At 42.6% G+C, this 16,852-nt stretch carries 14 protein-coding genes, 4 tRNA genes, 3 pseudogenes and 1 other annotated feature; of the genes and pseudogenes, 18 read left to right on the top strand and 3 right to left on the bottom strand.

Annotated features, from left to right (window positions below):
- Positions 1-8 precede the first annotated feature (8 nt).
- The 11 genes and pseudogenes from JCM19055_RS11315 to JCM19055_RS11365 all read left to right on the top strand — a co-directional run bounded on the left by JCM19055_RS11315 (position 9) and on the right by JCM19055_RS11365 (position 9,927).
- Positions 9-635 (top strand): bifunctional 4-hydroxy-2-oxoglutarate aldolase/2-dehydro-3-deoxy-phosphogluconate aldolase, encoded by a 627-nt coding sequence (locus JCM19055_RS11315; RefSeq protein ID WP_042359789.1) that lies wholly within the window; start codon positions 9-11, stop codon positions 633-635.
- Positions 636-754: 119 nt separating this feature from the next.
- Positions 755-1,705: a nitronate monooxygenase family protein gene (locus tag JCM19055_RS11320; RefSeq protein ID WP_042359790.1), complete on the top strand. Its 951-nt coding sequence runs from the start codon at positions 755-757 to the stop codon at positions 1,703-1,705.
- A 154-nt stretch (positions 1,706-1,859) separates the two neighbouring features.
- Entirely contained in the window at positions 1,860-2,645 is a 786-nt protein-coding gene (locus JCM19055_RS11325; RefSeq protein ID WP_042359791.1) for a MerR family transcriptional regulator, read from the top strand.
- Between the two features lie 114 nt (positions 2,646-2,759).
- On the top strand, positions 2,760-3,446 hold the full coding sequence (modA, locus tag JCM19055_RS11330) for a molybdate ABC transporter substrate-binding protein (RefSeq protein ID WP_193745396.1): 687 nt from the start codon (positions 2,760-2,762) through the stop codon (positions 3,444-3,446).
- 63 nt (positions 3,447-3,509) lie between these two features.
- Positions 3,510-4,169 (top strand): molybdate ABC transporter permease subunit, encoded by a 660-nt coding sequence (gene modB, locus JCM19055_RS11335; RefSeq protein WP_042359792.1) that lies wholly within the window; start codon positions 3,510-3,512, stop codon positions 4,167-4,169.
- 281 nt (positions 4,170-4,450) lie between these two features.
- Positions 4,451-6,106 carry a thiamine pyrophosphate-binding protein gene (locus JCM19055_RS11340; RefSeq protein ID WP_042359793.1) on the top strand — a complete coding sequence of 552 codons (1,656 nt, stop codon included), beginning with the start codon at positions 4,451-4,453 and terminating at the stop codon, positions 6,104-6,106.
- Positions 6,099-6,479 (top strand): carboxymuconolactone decarboxylase family protein, encoded by a 381-nt coding sequence (locus tag JCM19055_RS11345; RefSeq protein ID WP_042359794.1) that lies wholly within the window; start codon positions 6,099-6,101, stop codon positions 6,477-6,479. Before JCM19055_RS11340 ends, JCM19055_RS11345 begins: the two co-directional genes overlap by 8 nt.
- Complete coding sequence (locus JCM19055_RS29410; protein WP_265182043.1) at positions 6,479-6,622, top strand: hypothetical protein; 144 nt, start codon at positions 6,479-6,481, stop codon at positions 6,620-6,622. The genes JCM19055_RS11345 and JCM19055_RS29410 overlap by 1 nt, the downstream gene beginning before the upstream one ends.
- Positions 6,623-6,644: 22 nt before the next feature.
- Entirely contained in the window at positions 6,645-6,848 is a 204-nt protein-coding gene (locus JCM19055_RS29415; protein WP_042359795.1) for a hypothetical protein, read from the top strand.
- 532 nt (positions 6,849-7,380) lie between these two features.
- Positions 7,381-8,123 (top strand): annotated as a pseudogene (locus tag JCM19055_RS29420) (methyl-accepting chemotaxis protein).
- 289 nt (positions 8,124-8,412) lie between these two features.
- Positions 8,413-8,666, top strand: a binding site (T-box leader).
- A gap of 64 nt (positions 8,667-8,730) precedes the next feature.
- Positions 8,731-9,927: an MFS transporter gene (locus tag JCM19055_RS11365; RefSeq protein WP_042359798.1), complete on the top strand. Its 1,197-nt coding sequence runs from the start codon at positions 8,731-8,733 to the stop codon at positions 9,925-9,927.
- Positions 9,928-9,939: 12 nt separating this feature from the next.
- Here JCM19055_RS11365 and chrA read toward each other — a convergent pair whose 3' ends face one another.
- A complete protein-coding gene (gene chrA / locus JCM19055_RS11370; protein ID WP_265182044.1) occupies positions 9,940-11,118 on the bottom strand; it encodes a chromate efflux transporter in 1,179 nt (392 codons plus the stop codon).
- A 253-nt stretch (positions 11,119-11,371) separates the two neighbouring features.
- On the opposite strand from chrA, the gene JCM19055_RS11375 reads away from it, so the two are divergent.
- Entirely contained in the window at positions 11,372-13,069 is a 1,698-nt protein-coding gene (locus tag JCM19055_RS11375) for a transglutaminase domain-containing protein (protein WP_042359799.1), read from the top strand.
- Positions 13,070-13,079: 10 nt separating this feature from the next.
- On the opposite strand, the gene JCM19055_RS11380 is transcribed toward JCM19055_RS11375, so the two are convergent.
- Positions 13,080-14,123 (bottom strand): PLP-dependent aminotransferase family protein, encoded by a 1,044-nt coding sequence (locus tag JCM19055_RS11380; RefSeq protein WP_370543086.1) that lies wholly within the window; start codon positions 14,121-14,123, stop codon positions 13,080-13,082.
- A 204-nt stretch (positions 14,124-14,327) separates the two neighbouring features.
- A pseudogene (locus JCM19055_RS31665) lies at positions 14,328-14,405 on the bottom strand (hypothetical protein); the annotation flags it as partial.
- Between the two features lie 223 nt (positions 14,406-14,628).
- Here JCM19055_RS31665 and pdxS point away from each other — a divergent pair.
- From pdxS to JCM19055_RS11410, 6 genes and pseudogenes are all read left to right on the top strand, one after another.
- Positions 14,629-15,517, top strand: a pseudogene (gene pdxS / locus JCM19055_RS11385) (pyridoxal 5'-phosphate synthase lyase subunit PdxS).
- Complete coding sequence (gene pdxT, locus JCM19055_RS11390) at positions 15,517-16,098, top strand: pyridoxal 5'-phosphate synthase glutaminase subunit PdxT (RefSeq protein ID WP_042359800.1); 582 nt, start codon at positions 15,517-15,519, stop codon at positions 16,096-16,098. Before pdxS ends, pdxT begins: the two are co-directional and overlap by 1 nt.
- 217 nt (positions 16,099-16,315) lie before the next feature.
- Positions 16,316-16,392, top strand: a tRNA-Arg gene (locus JCM19055_RS11395).
- A gap of 39 nt (positions 16,393-16,431) precedes the next feature.
- Positions 16,432-16,508: transfer RNA gene (locus JCM19055_RS11400), tRNA-Pro, on the top strand.
- A gap of 22 nt (positions 16,509-16,530) precedes the next feature.
- A tRNA-Gly gene (locus tag JCM19055_RS11405) sits at positions 16,531-16,604 on the top strand.
- Positions 16,605-16,614: 10 nt separating this feature from the next.
- Positions 16,615-16,691, top strand: a tRNA-Ile gene (locus JCM19055_RS11410).
- Positions 16,692-16,852: the final 161 nt, after the last annotated feature.

The raw sequence follows: 16,852 nt of genomic DNA on the forward strand, positions 1-16,852 counted from the left end.
GAGAGAACATGAAGAATATTGACAAATTACTTGAGTCTGGCGTAGTAGCCGTGATGCGAAAGCTCCCATTTGAACACATTGAAGACATTGCTATAGCGCTCGTTGAAGGCGGAGTTACAGGACTTGAAGTCACCGTTGATTCTGATCGAGCTTATGAAGCCATTCAAAAATGTAAAGCAGTTGTCGGTGATCGTGCGATTGTAGGTGCTGGTACGGTTCTTAATGGGGAGCATGCTGAAGAGGCCATTGAAGCAGGGGCAGAGTTTATTTTTGCACCAATTCTTGATGAAGAGACGATTAAGGTTGCAAATAAGCATCAAGTGATTGTAATCCCTGGCGTATTTACACCAACTGAAGCCCAACAAGCGTATCTGTACGGTGCGGATATCGTCAAAGTATTCCCAGCAGATTCATTAGGACCTGCATTCATTAAAGGTCTTCAGGGACCACTTAGCCATATCCCGATGATGCCAACAGGCGGAATTGATGAAACGAACATTGCGTCATACATCAAAGCTGGAGCGGTTGCCGCAGGAGCCGGCGGATCTCTTTTAAAGAAATCTTTGATTGAGCAGCAAGATTGGCAAGGTCTTCGTGATCATGCAGCTACGTTTGTTGAAGCGGCAAGAGTTTAACCGAAAGAACGGTGCGAGTAGGGGTAAACCTTACTTGTGTCGTTCTTTTCTTTTTATGAGTGTTGGAAGGCGTATAATCAATGATATAATCTGATTATTCTGTGCTGGGGGTTATTGTTATGAATCGTTTCTGTGAACGTTTTGGTGTGGAAGTACCAATTGTACAAGGTGGGCTTGCGTATTTGGCGTATGCAGAACTAGCAGCTGCAGTGTCGAATGCTGGTGGGCTTGGTCAAATTACAGCTACGTCACTTGGGGATCCTGAATTATTAAGGGCAGAAATTAAGAAAATCAAACAACTTACGAAGAAGCCGTATGCGATTAATTTTTCTTTAGGAAGAGGGTCTGTTGACGAGCTACTTGACGTTGCTATTGAAGAAGAGGTACCCGCAATTTCAGTAACGGCCGGTAATCCTGCTCCTGTATTTGAGCGTGTGAAGGATAAGAACATTAGAAAACTCGTTCTTGTCGCAGCGGTGAGACAAGCACAAAAAGCAGAAGAGCTTGGTGCAGATGCAATTATTGTCGTCGGTCAAGAAGGAGGCGGCCATCTTGGGCGAGATGATGTTGGTACGTTTGTGCTCGTTCCCCGTGTCGTTGATTCAGTGTCGATTCCAGTACTTGCAAGTGGCGGGATTGTGGATGGGAGAGGCTATGCTGCAGCTCTTGCACTCGGCGCAGATGGAATTGAGATGGGCACACGTTTTATTGCAACACAAGAATGTATCGCTCATTCAGCTTATAAGGATGCGATTCTTAAAGCAACTGAAGCAGATACGATTGTGATTAAACGAACGATTGAAAGACCAGCAAGGGCGTTACGGACAAAGGCGACGGACCGAATCAAAGAACTTGAAGATGAAGGTGCTGATTTTAATGCACTCCAACCGTACATAAGTGGTGCGTCGAATTTGAAGTTAATCGAGAAAGGCGACCATGAACAAGGCTTTGGCTGGGCAGGACAAGGCGTTGGGCTTATACAAGACATTCCAACAGTCAAAGAACTCATCGAAACGATGCAAGCTGACTGCAGGCAAGCCCTCACGGGGGACAGGCCCCCGGCGCGTTAATGCGTTACCTGTGTGGGGGACAGACCCCCGGTGCGTTAATACGTTACCTGTGTGGGGGACAGACCCCAACAGTGACGTTTTGGAAATTTTACTTGCGCCTCACGTTACGTGATCGGCTAAGCTGAATGTAACGAATAGAAAGGGTGATCGTTGCATGAAGTTGACAATTAGTGAGTTTGGGAGAAGAGCGAACGTATCGGTTCGTACATTAAGGTTTTACGATGAAGTGGGGATTCTAACGCCAAGTAATTACAATGAAGCGGGGCATCGACTTTATGGACTTGAAGAGCTCTCGAAATTGCAGCAAGTTCAATCGCTAAAGTTTATCGGGTATTCGCTTCAAGACATTAAAGGCTTATTAACGAGTGAGAGAAATACATTGGACGATTTCAAAGACTCGTTAGCGTTACAACTACATTTGTTAGAAAACAAACGTAAGGAAATTGATCAAGCCATTTCCGCAATTAAACGAACACAAGCAATCACTGAGAGTGGTCACCCAATTACATGGACGCTATTGTCTTCCATTCTATTTCAAGAAGAGCATATGGATGATCAAATGCAATGGGCAAAAGAAAACCTCTCCGAGGAAATTGTTGAAAGCTTCATTGATGTCCCGTCAGCAGATTGGGAGCGGTGGGACAAAGAGATGTTAGCCATTTCAACAGAGGTAAAGCGGTTAATTGCAAATAACGTACCACCGAGCTCATCAGAGGCATTTGCAGTGGTTACGAAGCTTACACTGCTCTTTACAGAAAACGTTGAAGATCTCGAAGCTTTTAGCAAGCAGCTAGAGGATATGCAAAAGCATTTCGATGACAACCCTCTAGAAATGGAGTTTCGTTTTCCAAATACGTTTACACAAGAGGAAGCGGACTATTTAGAGCTGATTACTCAAGAAATGGAGAATCAAGCAGGGGACAGTCCCCCAGGACGTTAAAGCGTCACTCTGCTGGGGGACAGACCCCCGGCACGTTAATACGTCATCTGAATGGGGGACTGTCCCCCATTGAGTTACGAAAATGACATCAAGATGTTGGAGGGCAGCTATGAAATGGAAAATTGGTTTAATAAGTGCAATATCTTACTTACTGGCTGCGAAGAGGCATCAGACGTAGACGAGGAAAACCCTGAGATCTTTATAATGGCGGCAGCTAGTATGACCGATGCGGTCAATGATTTACAAGATTTATATAAGGAAAGTCATGACGTGGAGTTTGTCGTTAATTATGGTTCTTCTGGTCAACTTCGACAACAGATCGTTCAAGGGGCACCGGCGGACTTATTTCTATCAGCGTCATTAGGTGACGTTGAACGATTAGAGGAAGAGATTGATATAAGAGCATCTGTTGAGTTAGTAGAGAACCAGTTAACACTCATTTCAACCCCCGGTGTTGAAGCCCAGTTAGACGATTGGAGTAGCTTAGCTGATGCCGAGCTTCAAAATATCGCAATTGGACAGCCGGATACAGTTCCAGCAGGCCAATATACGATGGAAGCGTTAGAAAATGAAGGTTTATGGTCAGCAGTTGAACCAAGCGCCGTATATGGTTCTGATGTCAGACAAGTACTCACGTACGTCGAAACTGGCAACGCTGATGCAGGGTTTGTGTATCATACCGATGCACTAACTTCTGAAGATGTTGTGATTATTGATCATGCACCAGAGGGATCACACTCACCAATCGTCTATCCGATCGCACAACTTACTGACGAAGAGGCTGCACAAGATTTTTTTTAATTGGTTACAATCAGACGAAGCGATCGCAGTTTTTGAGGACTATGGATTTCAAGGTGTAAATTAATGTTCGCAACGTTTTGGACACCAATCATTGTCTCTCTACGTGTTGTAATTGTAGCAAGTATTCTTGCATTTTTACTTGCGTTGTTCTTTGCTTGGTTCATAAAAAAGAGGCAGTTTAAAGGGAAGCTCTTCGTAGAAACGGTACTAATGTTGCCGCTCGTGTTGCCTCCGACTGTTATTGGGTTTGGTTTACTCGTCGCATTTGGCAGAAATAGTTGGGTCGGTCAATGGTATGAAGCATTATTTAATCAACCGATTGTATTTACATATATAGCGGCGGTGATTGCAGCAGCCGTCGTTTCGTTCCCGCTCATCTTCCAGATGCTCGTAAATGGGTTTGAAGGTGTTGATGATGAACTCGAGGCGGCAGCCCGGCAAATGGGAGCATCGGAATGGCAAGTATTCTGGCACGTAACGCTACCGATTGCGTGGCGATCCGTTGTGACAGGTTACATGTTAGGGTTCGCACGTGCACTAGGGGAGTTTGGAGCTACGATGATGTTTGCAGGCAGCATTGTCGGAGTTACGCAAACTTTACCTGTGAGCATTTATCTTGCTGTAGAAACTGGGAATACAATAATGGCGTATTATTGGGTCATCTCAATTGTAATTTTTGCGATGGTTCTCTTAGGGACGGTTCAGCGATTAAAACGTGCATAAAAAAAAGTAGACTTTCAGAGAGGAGGAAGTCTACTTTTTGTTGTAGACGATGTGTGCATTTGTAATTTATAGCGAACTAATATTCATAAAAATTTAACGAATTGAGTCGTTCTTACATTCTATACAAGCTATGCAACCATTCTGTCTCGTTTCGTCACGAATAATTCGAAAATCTAAAACTTAGGTACTTTAACTTGTCGTAATTTGACCGATATAGAAGTAGTATAAGCAGTATAAGAGACAGACATTAGCATTTAGTATAAATAAAATGGAGGGCAACCATGCCTAAAGTATCAGAAGTTATAGCGAAATTTGTAAAAGATTTAGGATGTCATCAAGCATTTGGTGTTCCAGGAAAACCAATCTCACCACTCATTTTTGCGATGGATGATCATCAAGTAGAATTCATTCTAGCGAAACATGAGACTGGTGCAGGATATATGGCTACAGGCTATGCGCTTGAAAATGAAACGATAGGAGTGGCAATCGGGACGTCTGGTCCTGGAGGCACGAACCTCATTACCGCTGCTGGCCAAGCTCAAGCGTTTAATGCGCCAGTATTATTTCTAACAGGTCACCCGCCGCTAGAAGAATCAGGTAGAGCTTTATGCCAAGACTCTAGCAGCTTCGGCGCTGACCTTGTAAATCTATTTCGTCCAGTGACGAAGTTTAGCGCAAAAGTAGAAAATAAACAGACGTTAAAACGGTACTTGCATCATGCGATTGAACAAGCGTTAACGGGCGCAAAGGGGCCTGTTCACTTATCGATACCAATGGATATATTGCTAGAAGAAAGTGAGTATTTAGATGTGTCAGATGCTGTCGTACAGGACACTTTAATCTCTAGTAATTTAACAGAAGTGATGTCCAAATTAGAAAACGCAAAACGACCAGCTATCTTAGCAGGGAAAGGTGTTCACTTCTCCCGGGCTTACGAGGAACTCGAAGCGTTCGCTACTTTATGTAAAATTCCGGTCATGACAACGCCAGGTGGAAAAGGGACATTTAAGAGCAATCATCCGTATTCACTTGGAAGCTTTGGCCTCGGTGGTTCTGAAGTGTCATTGCAATACGTTAACGAAGGAATCGATGTGCTTGTCGTCATCGGTTCTAAGCTTAGTGACATGTCTACAGCAGGGTTTCGGGCTGATAATGAACCTGAGACAGTGATTCAATTTGATCTTGAGCCTACATTTGTCGGAAAGTCATTATCTGCAAAAACGCTATTCGTACAAGGTGATGCAAAAAGAAACCTAAAGGAATTACTCAAACATCAACCTTCAGCTGAGATTGAACGAGACCTCCCATCCTATGAGTTAGATGTCCCGGAGCTTCCTGAGCATACAGAACGTCTTGCGGCAGGCAGAGCAATTGAGGCCATTCGAAAAGTGCTGCCTGACGAAACGGTCATCTATGGGGATGATGGCAGCCATACGTTTTATGCAATTAAGCACTTTGAGATTAAACAACCTGGGACGTTCTACTTTGATGACGTATTTGGTGCAATGGGTCATGCCATCGGACTTGCGATTGGTGCAAAAGCGGCAAACCGGAATAAACCGATGGCCGTGTTCACTGGAGATGGTTGCCTAATGATGCATGGCACCGAGCTCTCTACGGCCGCGAGTGAGGACTTACCAATTCTCTTCTTTGTTTTTAATAATGGAATGCACGATATGGTTGATAAAGGAATGAAGAATTTAATTGGGCGTTCTGTTGGATCAACGTTCAAAAAGGATATGAACATTGCAGATTTTGCAATTTCTTTAGGGTGTCATGGGCATCGTTGTTACACGGAGGATGATGTTGCACAAGCGACGAAAGCAGCGCTAACAGAAGCATCAACCCCAACGGTGATTGAATTAATGGTACGTCAAGATGAAGTGCCTCCTACTCAACTACGTGATCAAATGAAAGGGTTGAATCAACATGGATAAAAACGAAGCAGGATGGAAACAAATTGAGGAATTAGCAGGAGAACGTGGCATTCAATCTATGAAAGCAGCGGAAGAATTCTCTCCACGCCTTGCGCGCCTTGCAGTAGAGTTTGGCTACGGTGATGTGTATGCAAGTGATGCATTAACGTTAAAGCAACGTTCGTTAATTACGTTGTCTTCATTGATTACACAAGGTGATCCTGGAACTGGTTTATCGTATCATTTTCGGGCGGCACTTCGAATTGGTGTGACGAAAGAAGAGATTCTTGAACTGATTAACCATTGTACAGCTTATGCAGGATTTCCAAAATGTATCAATGCGTTGTTTATTTTTAAAGAAGCCTATGAAACTTACGAAGAGGAGAACAAATAATGAAAAACATAGAATTGAAAATTGAAGGTAACGTTTTGCATTTCAAATACTTAGAAATGGCAACTACGGTTGAAGAAGCAAAAGAACAAGCAGACTATGTAAAAAACGAGCTGATGAAGCCTTCTGTCCGTTTTTTTCCTTAACGACAATAGTGAAATTAATCAAGTGGCCAAGCCAGAAGTAAATGAAGTCTGGGGAGAGCTCATGGGTTGGGTCGCTCAAAATATCGAAAAGACAGCAACGATTGCTCCAGGAGCAACGCTAAAAATGCAATTAAATCGATTATCAAGAACGGCAGGAACATATGAGCATGTTCGTGCGTTCACAAACAAGGAACAAGCGTTAGCGTTTATCGGTTCCGCAAATTAAGCAACGAGTAGGGGGGGACGGAATGTCTAACAAGAAGACAACATACCAGATGCTTGTGAAGACTGTTACGCTCGTTTCTGTTGTAGCCGTAATGATTCCTGTGTTAATAATATCGATTACAGCAATCCTAAGTCCGAGAATTCAAATTGCAAGTCCTTGGTTTTGGATCGGTATTGTAGCGAGTATCGTGGTCGTAACGGGCGTTACACATCTACTAGCGAAACGTTTCTTTATGCCTTTTCATCAAATGGAAGAGGTGCTAAAAGGTTCAGCGTTAATGTCTAGCTTTAGAAAAGACAGCGATCATCCGATCGACAAGCTGCTATCACAACTTTATGAAAAGAATCAAGCACATGCAAAAGAATCGAAAGATCAAGCGGTGCAAACGTCAGAGGTTGCAGCACAATTAGAAATCTCAACGAGCGAGACAAGCCAAGGAATCGAAGAGATTTCAGCAACGATGCAACAAATCTCTGCGGGCAATGAAGAACAATTAGGTTCGATTCGAGAAGTCAATGGCTATACCGACGGGATGTTATTTAGCTTGCAAGAAGTCACAGAAAGCACGAAGTTTGTCGTTGATGCTTCTAAGCATGCCATTTCTAAAACAGATGACGGCAGACAAGCTGTAGAAGATATTACGGAGCAAATGAGTGTTATCGGTGATGGGGTACGACGTTCAAGTGAAGTCGTTCAAAAGCTCGGTGTAAAAACGGATCAGATCACAGAAATTCTAAATCTTATTCGTGGCATCTCAGAACAGACGAATTTACTTTCATTGAATGCTGCAATTGAAGCGGCAAGAGCTGGTGAGCACGGCAAAGGTTTTCAATCGTTGCTGATGAGGTCAGAAAGTTAGCGGATCAAACGAATGGCGCGACTGAACAGATTGCAACGCTTATTGAAGAGATCGGTGCAGAAAGTCGTCACGTTGTAGAAGTGATTGAAAGCGGCATTCAGTCTGTGGATAAAGGAATGAACATGAACCAGCAATTAACGACAGTATTCCAAAGTGTTCAAGATAACGTTGTGGAAGTTGATGATATCGTTCAAGATGTCAATGCAGCAATAAGCGAAGTGACAACGAATATGAATGAAGTTACGAATCATATGCGGAACCTGTCATCAATTGCAGAGCAATCAAATGACGGTGTCCAAAGCGTAGCTGCAATCATTGAGCAGTTAAGTGCAACGATGCAACAAGTCGCTTCTTCAGCAGTATTATTGTCAGGTACAGCAAGCACATTACGAGATCGAATGAATGAAGCAAGTTAAAAAGCGATAAAGTGTAATTATAAAGTAGTGAAGAAACCTTGGTTCTGTAACCGAGGTTTTCTTTTTTTAGGCTTAGGTGTTGATCTGAGCAGTTGATTCCAATCGGATGGAATTCGATTTCCGTATGGGGTATTTAAATGCTCGTGTAAAATCATCACAATTCTCACATGCTATCTCCTGTTGCCGTAGCTTTATCATTAAAGTTGTCATTCACATTTGTTTTATTTTAATTTTTAGATAAATACCTTTACTCTATGAGAGGTTAGCGTTACACTAATAAGAAATTTTAGTAAAGGCGTTGAAGAGAAGAGTAAGCATGGGATTGATGGACAGAGACCTCTGGGAGCTGAGAAGGAGGCATCGTGAACATGTTGAAGCAAGTCTCGGAGCTTTGCATCGGATTCTTCGGATGATAATGCAACGGGATCTCCCGTTATAGAGATAGGGTATCGCTACGTTCATTTGTGTAGCCGTACTTGAAGAGGTCTTTGTAGCAATACATCGACAAACTGGGGTGGCACCGCGATTCGACTCGCCCCCAAGACGACAATCTTGGGGGTGAGTTTTTTTTCGTTTCATGACATCATGAAGAAAGGTGCCGGTTCCCATGTGGAAATATGCGATGTTGTTATTACTAGGTTTAGGGGTTTCAAATATTGGTGGTTGGGTATATTTAATTGCACTGAATTTAATTGTGCTGCAAGAAACCGGATCACCGCTCGCTGTTGGCTTGCTGTATATCATTGCGCCAATCGCTGCCCTACTTACAAATACATGGTCTGGCAGTCTCATTGATCGCGCGAATACTCGAAGGTTGATGATTGTCCTTGATGTGATTCGGGCTGTGCTTATTATCATCATTCCACTGTTACCTTCAATTGTATATATTTACTTCTTTGTTCTGCTGATTAACCTGGCAAACGCGATTTCAGCACCAGCTTCAGCTGTATACATTACGAAGTTAATTCCAAAAGAAAATCGCCAACGGTTCAATGCGCTACGAGGATTTATTCACTCTTCTGGGACGATGTTAGGCCCAGCGATTGCAGGTATTCTTTTCTATGTCGGTTCCCCGTATATGGCCATTTATTTGAATGGAGTTGCGTTGTTGCTTTCGGCAGCGTTGCTATTGTTGCTACCCGTTGTAGATGCACCCATCGAACGTGCAAAATCAACACGCCGGTTTGAACAAATTCATGCAGACATCAAAACGGTTGTCTCTTATTGCAAACGTTCCGTTTATGTTTTCTATGTCTATGGCTTATTTGTTCTTGTAACGGTGTTCATGACTGCCATTGATTCTCTTGAAGCGTCGTTCGCTAAATTAGAATTAATGCTCAGCGATGCTGAATATGGATTTTTACTTAGCTTCTTTGGGATTGGCATCATTGTCGGGTCGCTAATCAATGTTCGGTTTGCGAAATCTTTGAAGGTAGAAACGTTAATTGGTTATGGGACCGTCATGACAGCGGTGGCTTATGTGACGTTGTATGTCGCTACAGATCAAGTAGTAGCAATCATTGGTGTTACACTGATCGGTTTTTTTGTGACCTTCCTCAATACGGGCTATTTAACGTTTTATCAAAATGCAGTTCCTACATCATTGATGGGAAGGTTTATGAGTTTGTTTGGCTTGTTTGAAGCGCTAGCCATTATCTTTTTCACCGTTATCTTCGGGGTTATGGCGCATGCCATTGGAATTCGACTTGTAGGGCTTGTGGGTTCTGCTTTATTTTTCACTGTAGGACTTGTTGCGATTCATGTTACGAAACGAAAAAAAACGCCACTCCGGAGTACGAAATGACGAATCGTTTGATTATGAATAAAAGAGTGTTCCTAAAACGATTCCTGTAAGAACGATTACCCAAGGTGGGCGTTTCCAATACATGAGCATAAAGAAAAGAAGTGCAGCAATGGCAAAATCAAATCCATTTTGCACACTCGTTACCCAGATCGGATGGAAGAATGCCGAAATTAAAATACCGACGACCGCTGCGTTAACACCTAGAAAAGCACCACGTAATTTCTCATGATGACGGACGCTTTGCCAAAATGGTAACACGCCGAAGATCAGTAAAAATGCTGGTAAAAAGATGGCGACTGTGGCAAATAAACCACCAAGACTTCCGGCGATAACGGTGCCGATGTATGCAGCAAACGTGAATAACGGACCGGGAACGGCTTGAGCAGCACCGTATCCTGCTAGAAATTCATCAGCAGAAATTAATCCAGTCGGTACAAATTCGCGTTCGAGCAACGGTAAGACGACGTGGCCACCGCCGAAGACGAGTGCGCCTGCCCGGTAGAAGCGATCGAATAGATCTAGCCACATTGAGCTACTGACTTGTGCAAGAAGTGGGAGGCCGACAAGCAATACAACGAACAACGTTAAGCAAGCGGCACCAAATCGTTTGCTTAACGGAAAGCTTGTCGTTTTCGTCTGTTCTGCTGGATCACGAAACATGACAAACCCAACGATTGCAGCAAGGACAATGACGCCTACTTGTGCGAGTGCATGGGGAATTAAAACCGTAATCATGAGGGCAACAAGTGCAATCGTTTGTCTAGATAAATCAGGCGTTAAATTTTTCGCCATGCCGAGGATGGCGTGTGCGACAACAGCAACAGCAACAAGCTTTAGACCGTCAATAAAGCCAGCATCGGTTAATCCGAACGTACTTGCAAACTGAGCGAAGAGAATGAGCAAGAAGACAGAAGGCATTGTAAATCCGAGGAATGAAAGGAAGCCACCAAAAATGCCTCCTTTTATCACACCAATGCCTATACCAACTTGGCTGCTGGCAGGTCCGGGTAAGAACTGACAGAGCGCAACGAGATCAGCATAGCTTTTCTCATCTAACCATTTCTTTCGTTTTACATATTCTTCATGAAAGTAACCGAGGTGTGCGATTGGACCTCCGAATGACGTAAGTCCAAGTCGTGTAGAAATAAGAAAAATTTGTAGTAGATTTTTGAGTTGATTCAGAGGGTTCACCTACTTTACGTGAGTATTCTATTAACGTTACGTAGCATACAGGAATAGAAGGAATAGAACAATAAAATCGCGAAACTTTCTTTATTAACTTTTCGTAAAGATAGTACTTATAGCGTAGTGAATCTCACAAACTTCATAAAGAAAGGGGGGAACCTGTTACCGTAAAAATAATTACTCTTATAAAGCCTATAACAAGGAAGCGGGTCATGAATAAGGTATTAGGTTTGTAAGTGTTGCGTAACGGGTGGCTGCGATGTGGAAATACTTTCGAAGACTAGTAGCTGTAGTCGGAATCATCGGTTTATTGAGTAGTTGTGATTCGACAGTAGACGAATCAAAGGAAAGCTCAGAACAAATGGAAGAACGAGACGTTGATGATGTTCAAAAATTGAGTGAAGCTCATGGAATTGATGTATCATCTCTTTCGACGACAAGGTTTGGAGATGAAGTTGGTCTTACATTTCAAAATCCGAGGTATGCTTCTTTTGCTACAGAAGGGACATTAACGATCGAAGGTAACGTATCACGACACGAACAGCTTGCTGAAGACTATGTTTGGATTCAATTGACGTCATTAGCGAATAAAGATGATGTGTTTAATTATTATGCAACGTTTGATGAGAGTGGCGATTTTGAGTATGATGTGAAGTTCCATTATGGAGCAGATGAATATGAAATTGATATTTACGCGCCGAGTGATCAAGTAGGTGAGGAAGGTCAATTTTATGAAGGTGCATCGATAACTGTACTTAATGTAAATGATGAACGTCAACGCGAGATTGAATACACGCCACTCGGGTTGGAGAATGACTTAAGCTTTGCTGCCCCTTTGGATGGGTTTCTAGAAGCGGATCGGAGTGTCGTTGTTCAAGGAACGGTGAATAATGAACGTGATGATGAGCTACTTTTAATTCATGTTACGTACGAACAAGATCAAGAAGAATTTCTAGTACCTATTAACAACGAATCCTTCGAAGAGGAAGTTCCTCTGCAATTCGGAGCAGGGGAGCATAAAATTACAGTGTTGCTCGACACGAGTGATGATGATCTTTATTATGAGGCAGCCTCGTTTATTGTAAATCGCACAACAGATGAGTCGTTAATCTCGATCGACCATTTTGATCAATATTATGAGCGAGGGGTAACACTTGAAGCTCCAGCAGTGACGGATCTTTTGAACTATGAAGGACAAGAGTACGAAATAGAAGGTACAATTGACTCCACGATCGCAGGTAGTGAAGACATTAGCCATATGATCGTGACGACTGAACATGAATCTGGGGTTGAGGCGCATTATTATGTGCCTGTAGAAGACTATCAATTTAAAGGAACGATCTACTTTCGGTTTGGGGAAGGGGAATATGACGTAACGGTAAGTGTCCCCGATCCATACGAAGAAGGGGAAAACTATTTCGTGTTCTATGGGACATCGTTGTTTACTCATAATGTAGAAGGTGCAGAAGATTTAAGGAGTCTTTTGCCTTCGGTTGGTATTGAGTCGGATGATCCGGTCATTATTTCTTTAGCAAATCAATTAACTGACGGAATTGAAAACGACCGTGATCGCGCAAAAGCCATTTATGATTATGTTGCAACGACGATTGTTTACGACGTAGATAAATTAGAGAATAATGCATTTGAAATGGATGATAGCGCAGTAAAGACATTAGAAACGAGACAAGGAGTTTGCCAAGATTATGCGTTTTTAACGATTGCGCTTTTACGTGCACTGGATATGGAAGCTAATTATGTGGCAGGAGTCACCTCAACGGGTGAACGTCATGCTTGGGTTGATGTGTCTGTTGATGGCGAATGGCTTGAAATGGATCCAACGTGGGGAGCGGGATTTATCCAAGATGATGAGTTTCACTTTCAATACAACCCTGATTACTTTGACCCTGATCCAGCTTTTCTAAGTGAGACACACACGAGAGAAGAGATTATTTATTAAAAGAAGCTGATTAAAACGAATCAGCTTCTTTTTTATATTCATAGTTCCATGCGAGTAAAAGTGTTTGTAAGGCTTCTTTTAACTCATCTTCTGGTATACCCGCAAATCCGAGTACAATCCGTGGAGGATTAGACGGTTCAGAGCTAACGGTGTATCTCGATAGTGGATAGACGAGAAGTTGATGAGACAGAGCGGCTTCAACGAGTTCGGTTTCTGTCATTCCATTCGTAATGACGAGTACGACATGTAGACCAGAACGTTCTCCAATAATAGTTAGGCTATCTTCATAAGGTTTTAGTTCTTGCAAGACAATGTCTAATTTACGACGATAAATTTTTCGCATACGATTTAAATGTTTAGCAAAGTCCCCTTGTTTCATAAACTCTGTGAGGACGACTTGGTCAATGCGAGAAACCGTAGAATGATAAAACGAAAACACTTCTTTGTAATGCTTTAGAAGGTCATTCGGTAATACCATATAACTGATTCGAGCAGAAGGAATTAAAGATTTGCTAAACGTCCCGAGATAAATAACTTTACCGAAATGATCCATGCTTTGTAAGGACGGAATCGTTTTCCCGCTATATCGAAATTCACTATCGTAGTCGTCTTCTAAAATATAGCGGTCTCGTTTTTCGTTTGCCCATTGAAGCAGCCGCTTTCTTCGATTGATGGACAGTACCGTTCCATACGGAAAATGATGTGAGGGTGTTGTACAAATAACATCAATTGATGAGTCAAGTATTGAATCAACGACGATTCCTTCTTCATCAACAGTAAGCGGTACGTACTGATTGGCACTATTCGTTAGCAGGTTACGCATTAATTGATAGCCAGGATCTTCAATACCGTATGTTTTTGAACGCCCGATTAATTGAAAGAGTTGTTGCATGAGCACTTCAATCCCTGCACCGACGATAATTTGTGAAGGTTCACAAGTGACGCCTCTTGAGTGACGCAAGTAGTGAGCAATCTCTTCTCTAAAGGCTAGTTCCCCTTGATGATGACCAAGAAGAAAAAGATGAAGGTGATCATGGTCTAACGTATCCTTCATATGTTTGCGCCAACGGTCAATTGGAAAATGATAAGGATCAATGCGTGTTGGGTGAAAGTCATAGCGAATCTTCTCATCAATGAGCGGTTCTATGGAACCAACATCTTTCTCAATGTCAACATATTCGAGGTTTTCGTATGCTTGTACGAAGAAGCCTTTTCTTGCGACAACTTCAACATACCCTTCAGCTACGAGCTGTTCGTACGTACTTTCTACAGTATTTTGACTTATCTTTAGATAATCAGAAAGCTTTCGTTTTGAAGGCAGTTTTGTTCCATATATAAGCGCGCCACTGACAACTTCCTTTTTTTATATGTGAGTACAGTTGTTCATATAGCGGTGTTTCACTTTCACGATCTAACGAGCACCATAAGATTTCCATAATAAACTCCTTCCATCTATACTCTGACACCATCAAAAGAGTAGAAACTGACACTTTTAATCATATCAGATGTTACTTATACTAATGAAAAAGTCATAACAGTTCAATAAAGGAGTGGGGAAAATGGAGAAAAGATTAGGAACAGATCGTGTAAAGCAAGGGATGGCGCAAATGCAAAAAGGTGGCGTCATTATGGATGTTATCAATGCGGAGCAAGCGAAAATTGCTGAAGAAGCTGGAGCCGTAGCGGTTATGGCTTTAGAGCGAGTACCGTCAGATATTCGTGCTGCAGGTGGCGTAGCGAGAATGGCAGATCCAACGATTACCGAAGATGTTTTAAATGCTGTATCGATTCCAGTGATGGCAAAGGCAAGAATTGGACATATCGTAGAAGCTCGCGTCCTTGAAGCGATGGGAGTCGATTATATTGATGAAAGTGAAGTATTAACACCAGCTGACGAAGTTTATCACCTAAATAAACGGGAGTTTACTGTACCATTTGTATGTGGGGCACGTGACTTAGGCGAAGCAGCCCGCAGAATCGGAGAAGGTGCTTCAATGATTCGAACAAAAGGTGAGCCAGGAACGGGCAATATCGTTGAGGCTGTTCGTCACATGCGAAAAATGCAAGCTCAAATTAAGCAAGTGATGCACATGTCTACGGATGAGCTAATGACCGAAGCAAAAAAATATCGGTGCACCGTACGAACTTTTACTTACGATTAAAGAAACAGGTGAATTCCCTGTCGTTAACTTCGCGGCTGGTGGTGTGGCTACGCCTGCGGATGCGGCACTCATGATGCAACTTGGTGCAGATGGTGTATTCGTCGGATCAGGAATTTTTAAATCTGATAATCCAGAGAAGTTTGCACGTGCAATCGTTGAAGCGACAACACATTATACTGACTACAAATTAATTGCAGAGCTATCTAAAGATCTCGGTACAGCAATGAAAGGAATAGAGATTTCAAACATTGCTCCAGCTGAACGTATGCAGGATCGTGGTTGGTAATGGTTACAATAGGTGTTCTAGCTTTACAAGGTGCGGTGGAAGAACATGTGCGTTTTCTTGAAAAGAGTGGAAGTAATGCCGTGCGAATTAAATGGCCAGAACAATTGAAAGACATTGATGGGTTGATTATTCCTGGTGGGGAATCAACAACAATGAGAAAGCTCATTGATCATTATGAATTTCTTCAACCTCTTCAAGCATTTGGTGAAAGTGGTAAACCAGTGTTTGGGACGTGTGCTGGAATGATTCTTATGGCAGAGCGATTATCAAATGACGAAGAACCCCATCTTGGCTTCATAGATATGACAGTAGAACGGAATGCCTTTGGACGACAGAAGGAAAGTTTCGAAGCTATAGTGGAAATCAAAGATGTAGCTGTCGATGTAGAAGCCGTTTTTATTCGCGCGCCACTCGTTCAAGAAGTGGGGCATCACGTAACTGTGCTCAGTGAATATGACGATACGATTGTTGCTGTTCGTGAAGGGAATTATCTTGCTTGCTCGTTTCACCCGGAACTCACTTCAGATTATCGTTTGCACGAAGCTTTCGTTCACATGGTAGAAGAAGCCGTTCAAGGTTGAGTATATGAACTCAACCTTGAACGGCTTTTCTTTGTTAACCTTAATTGCAAGAGAGTTTATATATAATAAGAAGAAAGTAGAAAATCAAAACCGATTTAAAATAAAAAAATGAATCGAATTTAGAAAAGGGGGTTGCACTTAGTCCAAATCCTATGCTATATTAATTCTTGTCGAAACGGACAACAGCACGACAGCAACAAACGACATAACATACGATGCGCCCGTAGCTCAATTGGATAGAGCGTCTGACTACGGATCAGGAGGTTAGGAGTTCGACTCTTCTCGGGCGCGCCATTTTTATTGATTGACTTACTTATAACCGTTTAATCTTTACGGGAAGTAGCTCAGCTTGGCAGAGCACTTGGTTTGGGACCAAGGGGTCGCAGGTTCAAATCCTGTCTTCCCGACCATTTTAAGACCTTAACTTTATATGCGGGTGTAGTTTAGTGGTAAAACCTCAGCCTTCCAAGCTGATGATGTGGGTTCGATTCCCATCACCCGCTCCATCTTACAGATGGGCCTGTAGCTCAGCTGGTTAGAGCGCACGCCTGATAAGCGTGAGGTCGGTGGTTCGAGTCCACTCAGGCCCACCATCTAAAAAACTAGTAAATTAAGTATTGACTCTAGTTAATAGAATATGGTATATTAGTTCTTGCGCTTGAGAGATCAGCGCGAAACACACCGAAAAAAAGAATTAAAAAAAAGTTGTTGACACAGCAAACTAACGGTGGTAAGATAGAAAAGTCGCTGTCAC

The organism is Geomicrobium sp. JCM 19055 (assembly GCF_000698185.1).
Lineage (GTDB): Bacteria > Bacillota > Bacilli > Bacillales > Marinococcaceae > Geomicrobium_A > Geomicrobium_A sediminis.